This is a genomic window from Desulfoplanes sp. PS50, from assembly GCF_053851535.1.
The window spans coordinates 11,960-30,836 of sequence record NZ_JBSPZA010000035.1 but is presented as its reverse complement, the minus strand read 5'-3'; the positions used below and the strand labels follow the sequence as shown (position 1 = coordinate 30,836).

Here is an 18,877-nt window from a genome sequence, read left to right as displayed (position 1 = left end):
GGGGACGGGCTCCACTCCATGATGGCGGCAGGGGAAGATAGCCAATCGTCCTCAGACAACACAACAGAGGCTAGCAGATACCACCTTATTTTTATCGGTCAGTGGTTTAAAATTGGGGGGAAGCCTACTGGGGATGTTCTTCCTTAAGCGTCCACCATCTTTCACCCAAGGTGTGGAGTTCAGACAACCCGAGCCGATTGTCGCTCAAGTTCTGGACCATTGATTACTCCTGTATCCGAGACGGTAACCGTTTCGAGATCACAGGAACCGCCTTGCCCAGAACAGAACGCTTCCCCACCTGGGGACGCTGGATGTCCGAGATGGTCATTACTGCCTATGTTTGTGATCCCTCAGGCAAGGTCATTGCCCGGAAAGAATACAGCCCCAGACCAGGATTTTTCCCGCCGGCCAAAGGGATCTTGTTCGGTTTCACCCTGAATACGCCCAAACAACAGGATAATCCGTCCATAACCTTTGGATACAGGATGGTCATTCTGGATGAACGCCCCTGCACGGACAATGACAACCCGCTAAGGGCCAGAAACGCCCAGGTCTTTTTCGCCAGCCAGGAAGCTCTCAGGCAATAACCTCTTTGAACATTCCACCCCAAAAAAAAGGATTGCCCCTTCGGGACAATCCTTTTTTTTTGCCAATGACGTTTTTTATCCCACCAAGGGGTCAATGAATGGTGTTCTGCGAATCGTCTCCAGCCGGGGCGGCATTCGACTCCATGGACAAAAGCACCTTTTGTCCCTGATCTGAATTTTTCCACGCATCATACAGCCCAACCCATTCATCAAAACCGATGATCTGTTCACTGAGCTGATTATCATGGAGTTCCAACCACATATTAAAAAGATACATTTCGATGGAAAAATCTTTGCTGTCCAATGCCTTGTGGATCTGAGTGGACTTGTATTCCTGACCATCAAAACGATTCCTGATAAAGTCGAGGATCAGTTGTTGCGATATCTGGGGGCTCATTTTCACCAGACACATGGCTTCGACGAGTTCATAATATTCAGCATACAGGGTCTTAATCCTTTCCATATGTTCGGGCTCAGGGGCAATGATCAGATCATCGCCGTCTTTTTTGATAAAGTAAAAACGCACCCATTGTTCAAACTTGACTACTGCTGAAAGGTCTTCAATGATTTTCTTGGTCTTTGTCATATACTCTCCTTACATTGGATAATCTATCATATTATGTGTGTTTATTAAAAAAAACAGCATGATGAACATAAATATACAAATAAATATGTGTCTGTTTCAAAAAAAAATCAAAAGTGGTCAGGCGTGTTTTCTGCACAGCTACCTAGTATTCATTTCAAGGGATTCTATAAAATATATCAAATAAAATTTGAAAAGCATTGACAATTATTTTTCAACTAATTATCGAATAGAAAGTATTCAATATAATCCAAAATAATGGAGGAAATAATGGAAGATTATCTCAAGGAAGCGTTAGAGATTGTAAAGGCTCAGGCAAGTGTTCGAACCATGACGGAAGAAGAAATTACATCCATGGTTCAGTCGTTGTCCAGGGGAATTCGTAATATCGCCGAAGATACAGCAGAAGTTGCCGCAAATGCCGAGCCGGCTGTGGATCCCAAAAAAGCTATCAGAGAAAAAAGCGTCATCTGTCTGGAGTGTGGCAAGAGCTTCAAAGTATTGACCAAAAAGCATCTTGCTTCTCACGGGCTTACTCCTGAAGAATACAAGGCCAAATGGGGCTACAAAAAAGGAACCTCCCTTGTTGCCAAGTCCCTGGCTCGTGAACGACGCAAAAAAATGAAAGATATGAAACTCTGGGAGAAGAGGCGAACACACGTGGCCAAGTAACGTTTTCCCAATCGGTTCTATCGTATCAGCAGGGCGGATACGTGAACCTGCTCCCACCTCTCTCAATGCACGATCAAACTAGGAGTTCCGCCGGCAAGGTGGAACTCCTAGCTTGTATTGATCACATTCTCAAGTATTTCCTTATTCTTCTAAAAATCCCCGTCCTCCTCTGGATTCGCTTTTTATCATCCTGGTATATATACCTATTGCACATCATGAACTTTGTGTCATCCACCCTCTCGTGTGCCCCATACGTACCGGTATTCTTTCACGGTAGTTTGCAAGAGGCTGAACGCAGAGGATGAACGATCATCGATCCATCCCGCTTTGACCAAACGACTTCCACTGCACCATCTCTTCCCGAACTCAGGACCTCAACTCCGCGCCCATCCAATGAAGCGATGACAGCCTTGTCAGGAAACCCGTATCGGTTATGCCACCCCGCAGCAGCAACGGCCAAGCGGGGATTGACCCGGTCGTACAGTTCTTCAGACCAGCTCGAGATGCTCCCATGATGGGGAAGAATCAACAGCTCCGCTTGAAGATTCTCGTTATTTGCCAGCAATTCAGCGATGCCCTTTTCCTCGATATCTCCGGGGATAAGCACCACTCCTTTTCCATGTACAAGAAACCGCAGTACCAGCGAACCATCATTCCTGGACATGCCGACAGCGTCGGAATGCGGATGCACAACCTCGATCCGCACTCCATCTCCCAAATCCACATGCATACCGGCCCGAACAAGATGAACGGGCACCTTGTTTTTTGAGAGCGCATCTTCGAGGCACTCCCGATCCCATGTGTTTTTCGGAGCGTGTCCATTCCAGTAAAACCCGCCAACTCTGCAATTTCCAAGGGGATGTATCAATCCTCGAAGGTGATCGCAGTCACTGTGAGTCAAAAACACAGCATCAAGACGGGGTGGTCTCCCCCAGGTAAGCACAGGGGTGACCACAGCCTTTCCCATGTCGAAATCCCTATTCCATGAACCTCCCCCGTCGACAAGCACACGCTTGTCTCCCGGAAATTCCAGATACACTGCCTGACTCATGCCGGTATCCATGACCAGAACCCTGCAAACCTGGGCACTCCTCAAAAAATGGCCGCCCATGGTCGGCAGAACGAGAAGGCACAAGCTGAACCCAAAAACGATGAGACATTTGCGCTGAACGGGGAAAGACTGCTTCCAGGCAACCAGCATACCACCTGCCAGGGTATAAAACCCGACCAGTTCCGGCCATCTCGGACGCAGAACCTGGACCATTTCCAGCCAGCCATGGTCTTTGGCCATTTCAAGAATATCGCAGCAAGCCCCCATGATACCATTGATTATGAGCAGGGGAAGCGAGCCCAGCCATTCTCCGCCTGGAAAAAATGATACAAGAAGGCCGAGAAAACCAAGAGGAAGCAGGACGAATCCCAACAAGGGAATCCAGATGACATTGTAGTACTGGTGCAAGGTTACGGTCCCAAAATTCCATACCTGAACGGGCAGCACGGCCAGTGTAGCGACCATACTCACAACCATGACCATGAGGACATAGACGAACAGCTTCCTGAAGATACGTTTTCCTGCCCACCTGGTCAGAGGGGTCTGAATTGCCGGGACCAGAAGGACGATTCCGCCCACAGCGAGCACGGAAAATTGCAGACTGAGGGAAAAAATCTCGGCCGGGGACCCGAGAAGAATGATCAAGACGGCCAGGCACAGCCCGTCAATCAGCACCCTGGATCTGTTCATGAGCAACAGAACACCCCACGACCCGAACATAATCCCTGCCCGCAGCAGTGACGGGGTCCAGCCTCCGAGCCACATGTAGAATCCCACCAAAGGAATGCCCATAATAACGGCAAGCTTCGGCCTGGGAACAACCAGGTAGACATCCGGCCACAGCCAGCCGACTCCCCGGGCCAGAACCCATCCGAAAAAGGCCATGAATCCCAGGTGCAGTCCGGACAGGGCCAGTGAATGCACGATGCCGGCTCGCTGCATAAGTTCATACACCTCACGATCGAGTTCGGATCTTTCCCCCAGCAGCAGGGCCAAGGTCAGTGCCCTGCCCTTCCCCGGTGGCAGTGCCTCCAGGACACACCTGCGCAAATCCGCTCGCAGGGACTGAAAAAAACCTGGCACTTCAGGCTCGAAATCAAGACATGACAAGTCCTTGATATAGCTGCGCCACCAAACCCCCTTGTGTCCCCAATAGGTTTCACCATCCCAGCATCCCGGATTTTTCAACGAGTGCACCGGTCGGATGCGAACCTGGCCTTGAAAACCTTGCCCACGAACAGGAACCGCCGAGGCATGGTCGACCGAGATGAGAAATGTCCCGGGCAGAACAAGGTTCTTACCCTTGTTGTGTACCTGCACCCCCCGGGCAAACAGATACAGTCCATTTGAAAATCGCCATTTTGTATCGTGGATATGACCGGACACAACGACTCGCTGCCCGACTTCGAAATGCTCGAAATCCGAATTAACAGCATGGGGGATACGCAGCCAGGTATAAAAAAACCCGAGCAGGATCACCGCCACAACCTGCATGACCCTTGGTGCCACCGCACAACATCGGGTCAACGCAAATACAAACAAAGCCCCCGTTACTGCAGGCAGCGGGTACTCGTAGCTGAAACATCCGGCAGCGAAAAACATCAGCATGATTTGCCATGGCAAAAGGGCATAGGATGTAGTGGACGTGGATTTCATGATTTCATGGCAGAATTATTATTCTTTGAACGGGCATAGTTAAATACTTTTACAACCTGTAAAACTTTCTGACAGTGAAAGATAGTTTTTGTCTCACAATGTTTCACAAAAATATACCAGAGAATAGAATATCTTTTAATACGTACAATTAAACAAGGTCTGACAGAAAAAGACATTTTGGCACGGGCATTGCCATTTATTTAAAAAAAAGTGTAAGGCGGCAACGTTCGGCAATTCATCCAATTACCAAGCGTTTTTGAAAACAATTCACCCAGACACAGATTATGTGGGGTTATGACCGCTTGATGAGCTCAGAAAAACTACCTTTCGTACGATCCGGGAAAATTCGGAAAAAGGATAGGACATGAAACGCGAAGAAATCACCCACGATGAAGCATACTATAACAACCTTACACGAAATCTCATCGTCAAGATGATCATCGCCTCTTTTACCCCGCTTATTCTGATCACCTTCATAACATCGTATAAATATAACAACGCCTATAAATCCAAGGTCATTGCTCACCTCCAGGAGGTTGTAGAGAAACACAAGCAGAATATCGACAATTTCCTCAAGGAAAAACTGGCCAACATCCAGTTTCTTTCCAAATCATGTTCCATTTTGCAACTTGATGACGAAGATGTCTTACGGAACAAGCTCGAACAGCTGAGAGATGAATATGGACCATTTTTCGTGGATATCGGTCTGGTCAACCCCCAGGGGATTCAGACAGATTATGTGGGGCCATTCATGCTCAGCAGCGTCAACTATTCACAGTCAGAATGGTTCAAAGAGGCCATGGAAAAAGAGTATTATATCAGCGACGTTTTCCTGGGTATCCGGGGTATGCCCCATTTTATCATTGCCATCAGAAAATCCTTTGGAGAAGAGCACTGGATTGTTCGCACTACCATTGATTTCGTTTTGTTCAATGAACTGGTCAAGAACATTCGCATCGGAAAAACCGGGCGGGCGTTCATTGTCAATCGCAAAGGAGAACTGCAGACCCAATTACAGGACGATCAACCCGATCTCGAGACCATTGAACACTCTATCCTCTCCCAGAAGATTCCTGCAGAGGGTGTCGGGGTTTTTCAAGGATCCCATTCTTCGGATCAGCACTCCCTGTATCTGGTAACACTGCTCAACAATGAAAAATGGGTGCTGATTTTTCAACAGGACGAAAAGGACGCCTTTTCCGATCTCTATCAAACACGCAATCTGGGAATTATTATCTTCCTTCTGGGAAGTTGCAGCATCTTTGTCATGGCCATTTTCCTCTCCCGCAAAATGGTTTCCCAGATCAGAAAATCCGATCAGGAAAAGGAGATGATGAACGAACAGATCATCGAGGCCGGGAAATTGGCATCTCTTGGAGAATTGGCCGCCGGCATAGCCCATGAGATCAATAACCCGGTAGCCATCATGGTTGAGGAAGCCGGATGGATGGAAGATATTCTTGATGAGGAAGACTTCAAGGAGAGTGAAAATTTCAAGGAATATCAACGTGCCCTCTCCCAAATCAAGAACCAGGGCATCCGTTGCAAGGATATCACCCACAAGCTTTTGAGTTTTGCCCGAAAAATCGATTCGCGTGTTCAGGATGTCCAGCTGAACACGATTATCGAGGAAGTCGTGGGACTTTCTGAAAAAAAAGCCCGATACGGGAATGTGGAAATCATCAGCAATCTCGCACCAAACCTCCCGAGTGTGCACGTGTCTCCCTCTGAGATGCAGCAGGTTTTTCTGAACCTGATCAACAACGCCGTCGATGCCATTGATTCCAAAAAAGGCGGAACCATCACCCTGTCCACCCGTCTTGAAGGGCAGATGATCGTCACTGACATTGCGGACACAGGTTCCGGCATTGCGCAGGCAAATCTCCAACGAATTTTCGATCCTTTTTTCACCACCAAGGCCGTTGGCAAGGGAACCGGACTCGGCTTGTCCATCTGCTATGGGATCATCAATAAAATTGGCGGTGAAATCTCAGTCAACAGTGCGGTCGGCAAGGGAACGATATTTCACATTCGCATTCCAGTGACCCAATAAGGCAATTAACAAAGGAGGAGTATATGGCGACAACTATTCTTTTGATCGATGATGAAGATGGTTTTGTACAGACCATGGCCAAACGGCTTGGCAAACGGGAAATCGTAGTCGTGAAATCCTACAGCGGACAAGAAGCCCTGGATATTCTGTCTGAAAACAATCAAATCGACGTGGCGGTTCTGGACGTTAAAATGCCGGGAATGGACGGGATCGAAACGCTCAAGGCCATCAAACAGGAGTTTCCCCTGGTCGAGGTCATCATGCTCACCGGTCATGCCACTGTGGAATCGGCCATAGACGGCATGAAGATGGGGGCTTTTGATTACCTGATGAAGCCTTGTGACATCGATCAGCTGATGACCAAAATAGCTGAGGCCAAAACCAAGAAACTCACGCATGAAGAAAAGATTATCGAGGCCCAGATGCGGGAAATAACTTCACGACAATCCTGGGATTAAACCATGAAAGAGACTCCATCTGATGAATCCATAGCCCTGTTGCTCGTTGATGACGAAGAGGGGTTCGTAAATGTCCTGGCCAAACGCATGGCCCGACGCGATATCAAAGTCACAGGGGTGTTGACAGGAACCGAGGCTCTGCAGGTGCTCAGAAAAAAGGATTTCGATATCGCGGTTCTCGATCTGAAACTCGGGGACATGGACGGGATCGAGGTTCTCAAGATCATCAAAAAAATGGCTCCGGATATTCCCGTCATCATGCTCACCGGACATGGTTCGGAGCAGGCGGCCGAGGAAGGTCTCAAATATGGAGCCACGGATTATCTGACCAAGCCGTGTGATCTTGGAGAACTGATCGCAAAGATCAACAAAGCCATCCCTGACGGGAGGTAACAGCCATGGAACGAAATTTCACCGTGTTGATCGTGGATGACGAGGATGATTTCAGAACGACTCTCATCAAGCGGCTCACCAAACGGAAAGTCACAATATCCGGAGCCTCCGGAGGTAACGAGGCTCTTTCAATGATGCAGGAAAACCCTCGAGACATTGTTGTTCTCGATGTCAAGATGCCGGGCATGGATGGAATTGAAACATTGGTGGAGATAAAGAAACAATTCCCGTTGACCGAGGTGATCATGCTCACGGGACATGCCAATATTGAAGCTGCACTGGAGGGGATGGAGTTTGGCGCTTTTGATTATCTCATGAAACCAACAGATATCGACGACCTACTCTTCAAACTCGAAGATGCCTACCACAAAAGACTTCTTCACGAAAGAAAAACACTCCAGCTCAAAAAGGAGGCTGAAAGAAAAAAATAGGTTCGCACCACTCACATTATATTGATCTGCATTAAAATTCATCACGAATTATCCAAGGAGGAAGACTTATGGCTTTTGGAAGAAAAATGTACGCCGCTTTCATGGCAGCGACAACGGCACATGCGCGTTGGGATTACGAAACGTCCATGTCCATCCTGCACAACAAGAAAAAAATGCGCTTGCTTGCATTTATGGTCATTCCGATCATTCTCGTATCCATTGCCTTTGCAGCAGTTGATCCCTCGGAGCTTCCCGCCATTCTAGGAGGCAAAAAGGCCTATGCCCCCGCCTTTTATACACCGGGAATTTTCGTTGCCTCCATGCTTATCGGCTTGTGCGCCGGTCTGATAACCGGATGCATTGGTGCAGGAGGCGGATTTATCATCACCCCGGCCCTGATGAGCGCTGGAATCAAGGGGATCCTGGCTGTGGGAACAGACCTCTTCCACATTTTTGCCAAGGCGATCATGGGCACGACCATCCACAGAAAACTCGGAAACGTCTCCGTGGCCCTGGCCGTCGCCTTCCTGGTCGGTTCCATGGGCGGGGTCTTTGCCGGCGGTATTTTAAACCGTTGGATTTACGAACTCAATCCGGTCATGAGTGATACCTTTATCAGCATCATCTATGTTGTTCTGCTCGGTTTTCTGGGAATCTACGCCATGATGGATTTTCTCAAGCTGCGCAAAGCTGATGCCAAGCCCGCTGGGACCGCAAAAAAGGCCGCAACTGAAGGCCCCGGGCTACCTGCGAAATTGCAGTCCACTGTCATTCCTCCCATGATCACCTTTGATCAGGATCTCTTTCCGGGCGGCAAAAAAATCTCGGCCTGGTTCGTGGCCCTGTGCGGCACCATTGTCGGCTTTCTCGCTGCAATCATGGGTGTGGGGGGAGGATTCGTGACCTTCCCCATGTTTGTCTACGTCCTGGGCGTTTCTTCGTTCACTGCCGTTGGAACCGATATCCTGCAGATCATTTTCACGGCCGGTTTCGCTTCCATCAGCCAGTATGCCATCTACGGGTTCATTTTCTATACCCTGGCCATGGGCATGCTCATCGGCTCCCTGATCGGTATCCAGGTGGGCGCATTGACCACCAAAATCGTCAAGGGCATCTACATCCGGGGGTTTTATGCCACAGCCATTCTGGCCGGATTCATCAACAGACTCTTTTCCTTGCCGGGAAAGCTCGGGGAAATGAAGATCATCACCATTTCCGACACCGCAACGACCGTGTTGAACAATGTCGGCAACTGGGCCTTTTTTGCCATTATCGGGTTCTTTGCCGTCTGGGTCATTGGCAAATTCCTCGGTAACCTCAATCTTCTCAGAGGGGAGGCGTAATCATGCTCGTATACGACAAAAAGCACTTCACCATGGGAATCACGCTCTCCGTGATCTTTTTCGGCGTTCTTGCCTATATGTTCACGCCCGTCTTTACAGGCGCGCATGGCGAAAAGGTGAACGCCTTCCACGCATCCGACAACCTGTTCAACTCCATTGCCAAGGGCTCGACCAACTACTTTCCCCGACTCAGAGAGGAGAACAAAGCGTACACAGGGCATGCCATCGATCTGAACCTGGAGATGAGAACCGCCGACCTGGCCGGCAAGAGTGCCCTCATCCTGAACAAAGCCGGTATTTCCGCCACGGCAGATGCAACATCCGTCACGGTCTCGGGAGACCTCTCCACCCTTCTGAACCAGGCCATTGATGATTCCGAGGCCATGTTCAACAACAAGAACGAGATCCTCGAGGACACATACTCCATGCCCGGACGAATGGCCCTTTTTGTCTGGTGGAAGACCTGCATGGCCCTGGATATCGCTCTCAAGCAGGATAAGGATTTCAAGGCCGCCAAGTTCACGACCGAAGTGATCAAACGGGGGATCGAAGTGGGGTATAATTTCTACGGGGTCGTTCCCCAGAGTTCGACGAGCAAGGCCGGGGTGCTCACCTTTTCCCTCGTCTTCTATGTTATTTACACCCTGCTGTGGGGATTCGCCATCTTCTACTTCTTCGAAGGCATCGGGTTGCAGATGAGTTCGGGGAAGAAAAAAGAAATGTAGCTCCAAAACATTCTCGTACCATGCATAGGGCCGGTTCGGATATCCCGAACCGGCCCTATGTTTTCGCATGGAAAAGTCGGAGTCAGTGCTTTTTCCTGCGTCCATTCCGACACGGCACGCATCCGGACTTCACGGATCGTGTCCTTGGAACGGGCTGGGGGTTCCTCTTTCTTGTATCTACAGGTATGAGGATATGGTGCTGTCTGAGGCGCTCGGCATCGGTTCTGGCCACGGGGATTCGTGTTCCGTCAGGTGCACGTCGGGTATAGAACATGGCAGTTGCCACGGCTCCGGGGATGGGAATGAAGCATTGAACCTGCCTTGGCCGCCAGCCCCGTTGGGCGAGCCAGAGAGCAAGTTCTCGCATATCCTTATCCGTTGTCCCGGGAAAACCACTCATGAGATAGGGAATAACGTATTGTTTTTTGCCCGTCTTGACGGCCTGTTTGGTGAAAATATCCAAAAACCGTTCAAAGAGAGCGTGACCAGGCTTGCGCATCAGTTTCAGAACATGACCACAGACATGTTCGGGGGCGATCTTGAGCTGGCCCCCGACAAAATCATCCAGATAACCGGTCAATGCCTGCATATCCTCAAGGGCGAGATCGAACCTCACCCCGCTGGCCACCCGGACATTGCGAATACCGCGACGTGCCTGCACCGACCTGAGCATATCCAGATGCGCCTTCTGATCGACCCTGAAATGGGGACAGATGGTCGGGGTCATACAGCTGGGTCGCTTACACGCTCCCTGTTTCCGGGTGCACTTTCCACCCCACATATTGGCACTTGGACCACCCACATCGGAAATATTCCCCTTGAATCCTGGCAGGTTGGACATGCGATCCACTTCATTGAGTATGGATCGGCGGCTTCTGGAAGAAATCCTGCGCCCCTGGTGCAGGGCCAGGGTGCAAAATGAACACCCACCCCCGCACCCCCTGTGACTGGTGATGGAATCCCCGATCATGGCCTCTGCCGGGATTTTTTCTGGATACCGGGGATGAGCCTTTCTGGCATAGTCAAGGGCGTACAACGCGTCCATTTCCCGCTGACCAAGGGGAACAGCGGGAGGCGTCAGCACCACGGTGCGGTTTCCAACCTGCTGCACAGCCCATCGGTTTCCCTGATGGACAAGTCGTTCCAGGGCCAGGGTTGCCCGCATCAGCAAAAACGGATCGTTAACCATGGATTCGTGAGATGGCAGGGTTTCGCATGCAGCAGTATCAGGCACAGGCACGTCAAGGGAGACCGTTCCATGAATGCCTGACAGGTCGAGCCCTTTGTCGAGCCGGCAGGCTATTTCCACCAGGGCCCGTTCACCCATGCCATAGACGACCATATCTGCCTTGGCATCGAGGATGATCGGCTTACGCAGTTTGTCGGTCCAGAAATCATAATGGGTGATCCGGCGCAAAGAGGCCTCGATCCCACCGAGAACAACAGGGAGCCCGGCAAAGGCCCGGCGTACCACATTGGTATAAACGATACAGGCACGATTGGGCCTTGCCCCGGCCCTGCCCCCCGGAGTGTACGCATCATCAGACCGTTTTTTGCGAAAGGCCGTGTAATGAGCGAGCATGGAGTCAAGAGCCCCGGCTCCGATACCGGCAAAAAGCCGAGGACGCCCCATGACCTGGATATCGTCAACAGTCTCCCACCTGGGCTGAGTGACAATGCCGGTTCTGAAACCATGGGCGATCAAGAGCCGACCGAGCAGGGCCATGGCAAAGGAGGGATGGTCGACGTACGCGTCGCCGCTGATGAGCAGGATGTCGAGTTCCTCCCATCCAAGCTGGTCCATCTCCGCCCGGGTCATGGGCAAAAACCGGGGTTGGCGCAAAGAATTTGGAAACGCAAAGAGATTTGTCATGCACCCGGCTATAGACGTGCCGCAGGCCGGGGGCAAGGAAGAATGCGGCAAGAAACAGCTTTTTTCCGCTCAAGGCTTGCGTATTTTTTTAAAAGTCAATAAAAACAAATTTCATTTCTATGATGTCCTGGATACAAAAACACGTCATCCTGAACCCGATGACGATGACGTATTTATGCAGACTATCTGCTTCTTTCTCGTATCATCGGTGAGTTGCCTTCTCAATCACCCGGCTTAGCCAGGATAACCAAGCGAGAACTCTGATCATGCCCAAACGTTTTGCTGTAATCTCCTACCTGATTTTGTTCTTCTTTCTGATCCTGTTTGTTCTTGGCATCAATCTCGGTGACGTGGATGGGGTTTTTGAAAAGGGTGTGACCCTCTGCCTGAGCTGTATCGGAATAGGGTGAGACTATGACCAGACGAGTCGTTCAAATCCTGGCCACCTTTCTCACCAATGCCTATTGGCTCTTTCCCTTTGGCGCATCCGGAATCTATACGGGCAAACTCAAATCCGTATGTGTTCCCGGTCTCAATTGCTGGTCATGCCCGGCTGCGGTAGGGGGATGCCCCATTGGCGCGCTTCAGAACTTTCTGGCCTCCATCCGGTTGACACTGGCCAGCGGTCAGTATCGATTCGGGTTCTATGTGATCGGTTTTCTCGGCATCATCGGCAGCCTGATCGGACGGATGCCCTGTGGATGGCTCTGCCCGTTCGGATTTTTCCAGGATCTGATGTACAAGATCCCCTCCCCGAAATTCGGCATCTACAAACCCTTTACGTGGATAAAATACGTGGTGCTTGCCCTGTTCGTGATCATTCTTCCCCTTGTGATCGTGGACGACTTCGGCATCGGCTCCACATGGTTCTGTAAATACATCTGTCCGGCAGGCACCTTGGAAGCCGGTATTCCGCTCATGTTCCTGCGACCGGAGCTGCAAGACTTGATTGGGGGAATCTTTTTCAACAAGTTGACCATCCTGATCCTGCTGCTGATCTGGATGGTCTTTACCAGCCGGCCCTTCTGCCGGACACTCTGTCCCCTTGGGGCTATTTATTCCCTTTTCAACAAGGTCAGTCTATTCACCATGCGCTGGGACAAAGAGGCGTGTACCCATTGCAGGGCCTGCGAAACAGTCTGCCCCATGGGGGTCAGGTTCTACGAGACCCCGAACAGCCTGGAATGCATCCGATGCCTCAAATGCTACCAGGCGTGCAAGTTCAACGCGATATCCTTTGGAGTCAAAGGGATCGAACAACCCCACCTCATTACACGGCGAACCAGCAAAGAGCCCGCCCAATTTTGACCAGAATGGTCTCTGGGAATTTCAAGGCAGCCATCCCGGTCTAGTCTCCGGTTCCAATCCCGTCCTTTGCATCATCTGGGCACTGGTCCCTCTCCTTTTCCCGACAACAGGCACACTCCTTGTTTCCCAGTTCTTCACAAATGTCCTGGGCGGTCATTTCCGGATGCCAAACATACAGGGCATAATAGGAAACATCGTTCCCCAATGAGTCCTGACGGGATTCCCTGTCAACACGCGTCTGCAAACCGGGAATAATCGAAACAAGTCGTTTGGCCAATGCATCGGCATTATCCCTTTCACCCACACAACAGATCTGAAACGGAGTGTTTACTTTGTCCATAATCTGGGCACTGGAGAGTGCCGGGAATACAAGCAGGAACATGCCACCGACTATACAAAAAACAATGCACATTTTTTTCATGATTCCCCTCCCTTTTTGGCGGATTCAATGAGCGACTTGATTACCTTGTTAAGGGTATTTTCGGGGATATACCCTACGTGACTGGCTTGAAGTTCACCATCGGTAAACACAAGCAGTCGCGGTATGGCAGATACATTGAAGGCAGAGGCGATTTCTCCCCCGTCGACATAAATGGGATAGTTGAACCCAACCTGATCGACAAAAAACTTAACCGCTTCGGGGTTATAATCCAGGGAAATCCCCAAAAGCAGAAGATCCCTGTCTTCATACCGTTTACGAAGTGACATGAGCGCAGGAAATTCCTGTCGGCATGGACCACACCATGTCGCCCAGAAATTGACCACCACCACACGTGATGCTGTTTCGCTGACAATGTCCACGAACTGCTCACCTGAAAGTTTTCCTTTGTACTCGGCCCGAACCGTATCGGGAACAGCCCATCCGAGCCATCCCGTGACAAAACAGAGGATAATCAATGAGCGTATCAATCCAAGCTCCTGTCATATTTTTTGTCCGGATTGCAGCATCTCCCTGTCTGAACGGTTGAGATCGCCTGCTCTCCTTCCAGCTTGTATGCGATAAAAACCTCATCCGACCACAAAAACGATCATGGTCATTTCAATTTTTCCAGCGATTCGATAATCGGTTTGAGCTTCGGTCTGAAATTGATATCCTGCACATCGATATATCGAATGATTCCTTTGCTATCGATGATGAAGATGGCCCGCTCCGCAGTCCCGTCGGACCTGAGCACCCCATAGGTGGTTGCTACCTGACCATGAGGCCAGAAGTCCGAAAGCACCTTGAACCACAGCCCGCCCATGGCTTGTGTCCAGGCATACAGGCTGGGAACGTTATCTGTGCTTATGCCGAGAAGAATGGTGTTGTGCGCTTCAAAAACGTCACGAATCAAATCATATCCCGGCCACTGGTCAGAACACACCGGGGTAAAGGCCGCGGGGACAAAAGAGAGCATGACATGCTTTTTTCCCCTGTAATCGCTCAGGGAAACCCGGGTGCCATCTATTGCAGGAAGGATGAAATCCGGCGCCATATCCCCGACCTTGACCTTGAGCACGCTGTCCAGGGGCTTGAGATGCCCGGTCCTGTACATGGGTTGTTCGGTGTATTGAGCGGCCCAGCCCTGAACGCCTCCGATGATGAGAATCAGGCAGACCAGGCATGCGCATCGTTTCATGATCCTACCTCCCTTCGATCTGTTTTTGCTTACAAAAAATCACTGACAACACCTACAGATGTTCCTTGATCCGTTTCACAACCCAGGTGAGACTGTCCAGACGGCCGAGATGGGTGAAAACGACCTTGGGCGAATTCTCCTTGAGGCTGACAAAGACGAAATACGGGGTCCCCACCTGCCCGACCTCTTCGTGCCAGCTAAAATCCTCGTCCTCGAAGAGCGGAAATAAGATGTTGAACTTCTTTTTGAAGATACTCACTTCATAGGCTGAGTTTCCGATACCGATGCCTATCATCTTGACCCGGGATGCAAGATTATCTGCCTTGAGACGATCAAAAACCTTGTTCATTAACGGGGCTTCATGCTGACAATGGGGACAGTACATGCTGAAAAACTCCACCACGACCAGATCCGCGTCGATGTCACCAATGCCGAACTTTTCATTCTTGGCAGAAATCTCGAGATATCCAACATCAGCCTGTTCAGTCGGACTGGACAAAAGAAGCCCGGGGAATTCCTGACCGATTTGGAGTTCTCCTCCGGCAAAGGCTCTCGGAATACAAAGAAACATCCAAAAAACAAAAAAATATTTTTTCATACGTTCCCACCATGTCAAATGATGATACGTTACGTCATCCAGGTACGGTCATTTTCCGGAATTTCCTGGAAACCATCACCATTCTCGGAGAATTCCGATACCTGGATGACCTTTGATCATCTGTCCTATGTTGTTTATGCCTTACCCTGTTTGTCCATCTTGCATGCCTCATCCCATTCCGGACAGGCATCCGCCATTTTGGCCTCATACTCGGCCCTGCATTTGTCACAGGTCACATGAATGTTCGGAGCATCCCCATACCGCTTTCGAATCTCTTCATCGGTCATAACGGCCGCAGCACTGCATCCGCACTGCGGACAGGCCGTTTGGATACGATACTTCTTCTCGGACATGACAGCCCCCCTTGTTGAAGGATTGAATGTTCAGAGTTCTCAAAGATTGACAATGGAACCCGTTGCACCGAATTATTTCCGGGTGTTCCTATTTCAAAGATCCGTCGCATGGAGGCAAAAACAAACCGCCTCAGTTATTTTCATAATTATCCCAATCCGGCGCACAGCGCAATCCCTCAATAAAAAAAGGCCTACCGAGCCCAGCAGGTTTGCTCAATGATCGATGACTATATCTCTAAACTCAAAAAATACCCGTCCCTTGCCACCGACCTGGTTCACCATCACATCCTCCCGGATCACGAGGCTATTTACGCTCATCCGGCCCTCTCCTGGCATCCTCAAATAGAAACCATGCTCACGAGCCGGGGAATAACGCATCTCTACTCTCACCAAGCCAGGGCCATCGATCTGATCCGCTCGGGAAAACATTGCGTCGCGGCCACCCCCACGGCCAGCGGCAAGACACTCATCTATGCCTTGCCGATCCTGGATGCACTTTTGCACAACCCGGATTCCAAGGCGTTGTTTCTGTTTCCTCTCAAAGCCCTTGCCCAGGATCAGCTCAAGAACCTGAAGAAACTTACCGCTCATCTTTTGGGGCTTCCAAACCCTCTGGCAGCCATCTATGACGGGGACACCTCCTCCTGGCACCGAACAAAAATCAAAAAGAATCCGCCCGGCATTCTGGTAACCAACCCGGACATGCTCCATCTGGGCATTCTGCCCTATCATGGCAACTGGCAGCGTTTTTTCAGCAATCTGGATTTTGTCGTCGTGGACGAGGTGCATACCTATCGCGGGGTCATGGGATCACATATGGCCTGGGTGTTCAGACGGCTCAGACGCATCTGCGCGGCGTACGGGAAACAGCCCACGTTTATCTTTTCCTCGGCCACCATTGCCAATCCGGGAGAACTCGCCTCGACATTGACCGATCTGGATGTGGAGGTTGTCAATGAAAGCGGCGCTCCGACCTCCAAACGACATTGTGTCTTTCTGGACGGACTGAGCGCCGGAACCTCGAATACCGCCATTGTTCTGTTGCAGGCTGCCCTGGCCCGCAAGCTCAGGACCCTTGTTTTTACACAATCCCGGAAAATGGCCGAGCTCATTTCCGTATGGGCGGCCAACAAGGCCGGAGAACTCGGGAAACGGATCAGTCCCTACCGGGCCGGTTATCTGCCCGAGGAACGCCGGGCCATCGAGAACGATCTGGTCAGCGGCAAACTTTTGGCCGTGGTCAGTACCAGCGCCCTGGAACTGGGCATCGACATCGGTGCCCTGGATCTGTGCATCCTGGTGGGCTATCCCGGGTCGATCATGGCCACCTGGCAACGGGCCGGACGTGTCGGACGGGCCGGCAAAAAGTCCGCTGTCATCCTTATCGGTCACGAAGATGCCATGGATCAGTATTTCATGCGCCATCCCGAAGAATTCTTTGCCATGCCCCCCGAGGCCGCTGTGATCAATCCTGCCAATCCGTTCATCATGGACTCGCATATTGTCTGCGCAGCGGCAGATATGCCCATTGGGCAGGAAGAGTCCTTTGCCCGAAATGACGCGGTGCAAAAAACCCTGGCTGCGTTGGAATCCAGGGGGAAACTGCTTCGCTCGGAAGATGGCGGTACATGGTATGCTTCCCGAAAATACCCGCAGCGCCATGTCAGCCTGCGCGGTTCGGGAAACAGATTTTCCATTGTCGATACCCGTTCCGGCGAAGTCATCGGCCAGATCGACACAATGCGGGCCTTTCATGAAACCCACCCCGGCGCAGTCTATCTGCACAACACAAAAACCTATGTCATTGAGTCCCTGGACCTTGAATCATCCACAGCCTTTGCCACCCGAAAAAAGGTCAACTACCATACCCGTCCCCGAACCTCCAAGACAACAGAGATTCTCGAAATAACCGACCAAAAATCCGTCTGGTCCACGACACTCTCCCTGGGACGCCTCACGATCACCGAACAGGTCGTTGAATACGAAAAACGATCCAACAACGGCCGGTTTCTGGGCATGGTCCCCCTGGATCTCCCCCCTCTCGTCTTCGAGACCGAGGGGATCTGGTTCGACATCCCGGATGCAGTCAGACATTCTCTGGAGCAAAAGAATCTTCATTTCATGGGCGGTATCCATGCCTGCGAACATGCGGCCATCGGCATTTTGCCGCTCCTCGTGCTCACGGATCGTAACGACCTCGGGGGCATCTCCATTCCTTGCCATCCCCAGACGAAAACCGCAGCCGTATTCATCTACGACGGTACCCCAGGAGGGGCCGGGCTGTGCCGGCAGGCCTTTTCCCGAGGGAGGGAACTCTTAGAGAGAACCCTGCAGGTCATCGAATCATGTCCCTGCGAAACAGGATGTCCTGCCTGTGTGCATTCCCCCAAATGCGGCTCCGGCAATCGCCCGATCGACAAACATGCTGCCAGAGAGGTTCTGATCCGAATGCGCTCGGAACCTGCTTCAACGATTCGAAAACCCGTGCTGATCAAGAAAAACGATGTATCCTCTACGCCGACCATCTCAGTTACCAACCACCAAAAAAAGATTCAGCGCGTCAACTCGTCGTCCGCGCCACGATCCCTGCGGTATGGTGTTCTGGATATTGAAACCCGGCGTTCAGCCAAAGAAGTCGGAGGATGGAACAGGGCCCACAAAATGGGCGTCAGCTGCGTGGTGGTCTATGACTCATTGAAGGATGCCTATACAAGCTATCTTCAGGAAGAGATGACAGCCCTTGCAGCAGACCTGAAGAAGATGGATTTGATGGTAGGATTCAATATCAAACGGTTTGACTATAAGGTTCTATCAGGGTTGACTGATTTTGATTTTACCGCCCTGCCCACCCTGGATATCCTCGAGCATGTGCACCAAAGGCTGGGTTACCGGCTTTCTCTGGACCATCTGGCCGCATCCACTTTGGGAGAAAAAAAATCCGCTGATGGGCTTCAGGCGCTTACCTGGTGGAAGCAGGGAAAACTGGACAAGATCATCGAGTATTGCACCCAGGATGTGGCCGTAACCAAAGGGCTTTATTGCTACGGCCGGGATAACGGCTATCTGCTGTTCACCAACAAGGCCAGGAAAACAGTTCGCCTTCCTGTTGACTGGGCCACTGATCCATTGCCACAATCACACGTTGTTCAGACCATTATATCATAACATTCTCGA

The 18,877-nt window shown here is 50.9% G+C and carries 20 protein-coding genes; 12 read left to right on the top strand and 8 right to left on the bottom strand.

The window, feature by feature from the left end; all coding sequences use genetic code 11:
• Positions 1–272: 272 nt before the first annotated feature.
• Positions 273–587, top strand: a complete 315-nt coding sequence (locus ACTVJH_RS13585; protein WP_455991741.1) for a hypothetical protein — start codon at positions 273–275, stop codon at positions 585–587.
• A 91-nt stretch (positions 588–678) separates the two neighbouring features.
• Here ACTVJH_RS13585 and ACTVJH_RS13580 read toward each other — a convergent pair whose 3' ends face one another.
• Positions 679–1,173, bottom strand: coding sequence for a hypothetical protein (locus ACTVJH_RS13580; RefSeq protein ID WP_455991738.1), 495 nt, complete (start codon positions 1,171–1,173; stop codon positions 679–681).
• A 267-nt stretch (positions 1,174–1,440) separates the two neighbouring features.
• Between ACTVJH_RS13580 and ACTVJH_RS13575 the strand changes: the two genes are divergently transcribed.
• On the top strand, positions 1,441–1,842 hold the full coding sequence (locus ACTVJH_RS13575) for a MucR family transcriptional regulator (protein ID WP_455991735.1): 402 nt from the start codon (positions 1,441–1,443) through the stop codon (positions 1,840–1,842).
• 268 nt (positions 1,843–2,110) lie between these two features.
• On the opposite strand, the gene ACTVJH_RS13570 is transcribed toward ACTVJH_RS13575, so the two are convergent.
• A complete protein-coding gene (locus ACTVJH_RS13570; protein ID WP_455991744.1) occupies positions 2,111–4,495 on the bottom strand; it encodes a DNA internalization-related competence protein ComEC/Rec2 in 2,385 nt (794 codons plus the stop codon).
• Positions 4,496–4,913: 418 nt separating this feature from the next.
• On the opposite strand from ACTVJH_RS13570, the gene ACTVJH_RS13565 reads away from it, so the two are divergent.
• From ACTVJH_RS13565 to ACTVJH_RS13540, 6 genes are all read left to right on the top strand, one after another.
• A complete protein-coding gene (locus ACTVJH_RS13565; RefSeq protein ID WP_455991732.1) occupies positions 4,914–6,602 on the top strand; it encodes a sensor histidine kinase in 1,689 nt (562 codons plus the stop codon).
• A 23-nt stretch (positions 6,603–6,625) separates the two neighbouring features.
• Positions 6,626–7,060, top strand: a complete 435-nt coding sequence (locus tag ACTVJH_RS13560) for a response regulator (protein ID WP_455991729.1) — start codon at positions 6,626–6,628, stop codon at positions 7,058–7,060.
• 3 nt (positions 7,061–7,063) lie between these two features.
• Positions 7,064–7,453, top strand: coding sequence for a response regulator (locus tag ACTVJH_RS13555; RefSeq protein ID WP_455991726.1), 390 nt, complete (start codon positions 7,064–7,066; stop codon positions 7,451–7,453).
• 5 nt (positions 7,454–7,458) lie between these two features.
• On the top strand, positions 7,459–7,884 hold the full coding sequence (locus ACTVJH_RS13550; protein ID WP_455991723.1) for a response regulator: 426 nt from the start codon (positions 7,459–7,461) through the stop codon (positions 7,882–7,884).
• A 68-nt stretch (positions 7,885–7,952) separates the two neighbouring features.
• A complete protein-coding gene (locus ACTVJH_RS13545) occupies positions 7,953–9,227 on the top strand; it encodes a sulfite exporter TauE/SafE family protein (protein ID WP_455991720.1) in 1,275 nt (424 codons plus the stop codon).
• 2 nt (positions 9,228–9,229) lie between these two features.
• On the top strand, positions 9,230–9,952 hold the full coding sequence (locus ACTVJH_RS13540) for a hypothetical protein (protein WP_455991717.1): 723 nt from the start codon (positions 9,230–9,232) through the stop codon (positions 9,950–9,952).
• A gap of 82 nt (positions 9,953–10,034) precedes the next feature.
• Here the strand turns inward: ACTVJH_RS13540 and ACTVJH_RS13535 are convergent, their stop codons facing one another.
• Positions 10,035–11,771 carry a YgiQ family radical SAM protein gene (locus ACTVJH_RS13535; RefSeq protein ID WP_455991714.1) on the bottom strand — a complete coding sequence of 579 codons (1,737 nt, stop codon included), beginning with the start codon at positions 11,769–11,771 and terminating at the stop codon, positions 10,035–10,037.
• On the opposite strand from ACTVJH_RS13535, the gene ACTVJH_RS13530 reads away from it, so the two are divergent.
• Genes ACTVJH_RS13530 through ACTVJH_RS13520 form a run of 3 tightly spaced genes read left to right on the top strand, consistent with a single transcriptional unit; the run spans position 11,770 to position 13,133 of the window.
• Complete coding sequence (locus tag ACTVJH_RS13530) at positions 11,770–12,063, top strand: hypothetical protein (RefSeq protein WP_455991711.1); 294 nt, start codon at positions 11,770–11,772, stop codon at positions 12,061–12,063. The genes ACTVJH_RS13535 and ACTVJH_RS13530 overlap by 2 nt on opposite strands.
• A 28-nt stretch (positions 12,064–12,091) precedes the next feature.
• Positions 12,092–12,235, top strand: a complete 144-nt coding sequence (locus ACTVJH_RS13525; protein ID WP_455991708.1) for a CD1871A family CXXC motif-containing protein — start codon at positions 12,092–12,094, stop codon at positions 12,233–12,235.
• A 4-nt stretch (positions 12,236–12,239) separates the two neighbouring features.
• A complete protein-coding gene (locus ACTVJH_RS13520) occupies positions 12,240–13,133 on the top strand; it encodes a 4Fe-4S binding protein (protein ID WP_455991705.1) in 894 nt (297 codons plus the stop codon).
• A 40-nt stretch (positions 13,134–13,173) separates the two neighbouring features.
• Here ACTVJH_RS13520 and ACTVJH_RS13515 read toward each other — a convergent pair whose 3' ends face one another.
• The 5 genes from ACTVJH_RS13515 to ACTVJH_RS13495 form a co-directional block, all read right to left on the bottom strand.
• The gene (locus ACTVJH_RS13515; protein WP_455991702.1) at positions 13,174–13,554 is read right to left on the bottom strand and encodes a hypothetical protein; all 381 of its coding nucleotides are present in this window, start codon (positions 13,552–13,554) and stop codon (positions 13,174–13,176) included.
• Entirely contained in the window at positions 13,551–14,042 is a 492-nt protein-coding gene (locus tag ACTVJH_RS13510; RefSeq protein ID WP_455991699.1) for a TlpA family protein disulfide reductase, read from the bottom strand. The genes ACTVJH_RS13515 and ACTVJH_RS13510 overlap by 4 nt, the downstream gene beginning before the upstream one ends.
• A 125-nt stretch (positions 14,043–14,167) precedes the next feature.
• Positions 14,168–14,752 (bottom strand): peroxiredoxin, encoded by a 585-nt coding sequence (locus ACTVJH_RS13505; RefSeq protein WP_455991696.1) that lies wholly within the window; start codon positions 14,750–14,752, stop codon positions 14,168–14,170.
• A 52-nt stretch (positions 14,753–14,804) separates the two neighbouring features.
• The gene (locus tag ACTVJH_RS13500) at positions 14,805–15,350 is read right to left on the bottom strand and encodes a TlpA family protein disulfide reductase (protein ID WP_455991693.1); all 546 of its coding nucleotides are present in this window, start codon (positions 15,348–15,350) and stop codon (positions 14,805–14,807) included.
• A gap of 134 nt (positions 15,351–15,484) precedes the next feature.
• Complete coding sequence (locus ACTVJH_RS13495) at positions 15,485–15,703, bottom strand: hypothetical protein (protein ID WP_455991690.1); 219 nt, start codon at positions 15,701–15,703, stop codon at positions 15,485–15,487.
• Positions 15,704–15,919: 216 nt separating this feature from the next.
• On the opposite strand from ACTVJH_RS13495, the gene ACTVJH_RS13490 reads away from it, so the two are divergent.
• Positions 15,920–18,868: a DEAD/DEAH box helicase gene (locus tag ACTVJH_RS13490; protein ID WP_455991687.1), complete on the top strand. Its 2,949-nt coding sequence runs from the start codon at positions 15,920–15,922 to the stop codon at positions 18,866–18,868.
• The last annotated feature ends 9 nt before the right edge of the window (positions 18,869–18,877 follow it).

Bases quoted from the DNA above. Each gene is read 5' to 3' on its own strand.
- ACTVJH_RS13525 (WP_455991708.1), top strand. From the start codon at position 12,092: ATGCCCAAACGTTTTGCTGTAATCTCCTACCTGATTTTGTTCTTCTTT.
- ACTVJH_RS13540 (WP_455991717.1), top strand. From the start codon at position 9,230: ATGCTCGTATACGACAAAAAGCACTTCACCATGGGAATCACGCTCTCC.
- ACTVJH_RS13570 (WP_455991744.1), bottom strand. From the start codon at position 4,495: ATGTTTTTCGCTGCCGGATGTTTCAGCTACGAGTACCCGCTGCCTGCA.
- ACTVJH_RS13550 (WP_455991723.1), top strand. From the start codon at position 7,459: ATGGAACGAAATTTCACCGTGTTGATCGTGGATGACGAGGATGATTTC.
- ACTVJH_RS13575 (WP_455991735.1), top strand. From the start codon at position 1,441: ATGGAAGATTATCTCAAGGAAGCGTTAGAGATTGTAAAGGCTCAGGCA.
- ACTVJH_RS13495 (WP_455991690.1), bottom strand. From the start codon at position 15,703: ATGTCCGAGAAGAAGTATCGTATCCAAACGGCCTGTCCGCAGTGCGGA.
- ACTVJH_RS13520 (WP_455991705.1), top strand. From the start codon at position 12,240: ATGACCAGACGAGTCGTTCAAATCCTGGCCACCTTTCTCACCAATGCC.
- ACTVJH_RS13555 (WP_455991726.1), top strand. From the start codon at position 7,064: ATGAAAGAGACTCCATCTGATGAATCCATAGCCCTGTTGCTCGTTGAT.
- ACTVJH_RS13565 (WP_455991732.1), top strand. From the start codon at position 4,914: ATGAAACGCGAAGAAATCACCCACGATGAAGCATACTATAACAACCTT.
- ACTVJH_RS13545 (WP_455991720.1), top strand. From the start codon at position 7,953: ATGGCTTTTGGAAGAAAAATGTACGCCGCTTTCATGGCAGCGACAACG.
- ACTVJH_RS13505 (WP_455991696.1), bottom strand. From the start codon at position 14,752: ATGAAACGATGCGCATGCCTGGTCTGCCTGATTCTCATCATCGGAGGC.
- ACTVJH_RS13530 (WP_455991711.1), top strand. From the start codon at position 11,770: ATGGGCAAAAACCGGGGTTGGCGCAAAGAATTTGGAAACGCAAAGAGA.
- ACTVJH_RS13515 (WP_455991702.1), bottom strand. From the start codon at position 13,554: ATGAAAAAAATGTGCATTGTTTTTTGTATAGTCGGTGGCATGTTCCTG.
- ACTVJH_RS13535 (WP_455991714.1), bottom strand. From the start codon at position 11,771: ATGACCCGGGCGGAGATGGACCAGCTTGGATGGGAGGAACTCGACATC.
- ACTVJH_RS13490 (WP_455991687.1), top strand. From the start codon at position 15,920: ATGATCGATGACTATATCTCTAAACTCAAAAAATACCCGTCCCTTGCC.
- ACTVJH_RS13560 (WP_455991729.1), top strand. From the start codon at position 6,626: ATGGCGACAACTATTCTTTTGATCGATGATGAAGATGGTTTTGTACAG.
- ACTVJH_RS13580 (WP_455991738.1), bottom strand. From the start codon at position 1,173: ATGACAAAGACCAAGAAAATCATTGAAGACCTTTCAGCAGTAGTCAAG.
- ACTVJH_RS13500 (WP_455991693.1), bottom strand. From the start codon at position 15,350: ATGAAAAAATATTTTTTTGTTTTTTGGATGTTTCTTTGTATTCCGAGA.